Here is a 1,220-nt window from a genome sequence, read left to right as displayed (position 1 = left end):
GGGTCGGGCACGAAGCGCTCGGCGGTCAGGCCGGGGCGTCCGAGATAGCCGCGGGCGAGGCCGGTGCCGCCGATGTAGAGCTCGCCCACCACCCCAACCGGAACCGGGTGCAGCGCGTCGTCGAGGACGTGGAGCTGCGTGTTGGCGATCGGGTGCCCGATCGGCACCCGCGGGGCGTCCGGCTCGGGCCCGCAGGTCCAGGCGCTGACGTCGATGGCCGCCTCCGTCGGCCCGTAGAGATTGGCCAGGTCGGCCCGGCTCTGGGCGCGGACGGCGGCCGCGAGGTCGGGGGCGAGCGCCTCGCCGCTGCACACGATGCGGGACAGGCTCGGGCAGGCGGCGAGCCGGCCGGACGCCAGGAACGCCTCCAGCAGGGCGGGCACGAAGTGCACGATCGTCACGGCGTCCCGCCGGATCAGGGCGGCCAGCGCGTCCGGGTCGCGGTGGGCCTGCGGCGGCGCCATGACGAGGCGTGCGCCGCTGACGAGGGGCAGGAGGATCTCCCAGACGGCGACGTCGAAGGAGACCGGGGTCTTGTGCAGGATCACGTCGGCGGGGCCGACCGCGAAATGGGCCCGCATCCAGGCGAGGCGGTTGGCGATGGCGGCGCGGGTGTTGGCGCAGCCCTTGGGCGTGCCGGTCGAGCCGGACGTGTAGATGAGGTAGGCCAGGGCGTCCGGGTGCGGCGCCGCGGCCGGCAGGGCGGGATCGTCCGCCGCCTCTGCCAGATCCGGGGTGAGGATCTGCAGGTCCGGAAGCTCCGCCGGCCCGGGCATCCGCGCGGCTAGGCCGGACTCGGTGACGAGGAGGTGCAGGGCCGCCTCGCGGGCGGTCGCGACGAGGCGCGGGCGCGGCAGCTCGGGGTTGAGGGGGAGGATGGCGGCGCCGGTCCTGAGGACGGCGAGCCAGGCGACGAGCAGCGCGCAGGACCGCTCCAGCCCGACGCCGACCAGAGTGTCGGGACCGGCCCCGGCGCGGGCGAGGCGGCGGGCCAGCGCGGAGGCCGCGCTGTCGAGGGCGCGGCGGGTGAGCGCGCCCTGCCCGTCGGTCACCGCGACCGCGTCCGGGTCTTGCGCGAGATGGTCTGCGAAAGCGGCGAGGACGTCGCCGGCGCCGTCTGGGTAGGCCCGCGCGGTCGCGTTCGCCGACCCGATCATCGCTCGGTCGCTGTCGGGCAGCGGCGGCGGCAGCGCCCCGAGCGGGGTTGCCGGGTCGGCCTC

At 76.7% G+C, this 1,220-nt stretch carries 1 protein-coding gene; it reads right to left on the bottom strand.

Annotated features, from left to right (window positions below):
• The coding region (locus BMY19_RS30345; RefSeq protein ID WP_139215761.1) for an amino acid adenylation domain-containing protein at positions 1 to 1,220 on the bottom strand (1,220 nt) is incomplete at both ends.

Origin of the sequence: Methylobacterium sp. UNC300MFChir4.1 (assembly GCF_900110155.1) — a bacterium.
Taxonomy (GTDB): Bacteria; Pseudomonadota; Alphaproteobacteria; order Rhizobiales; family Beijerinckiaceae; genus Methylobacterium.
This window is presented reverse-complemented; position numbering and strand designations above follow the sequence as displayed.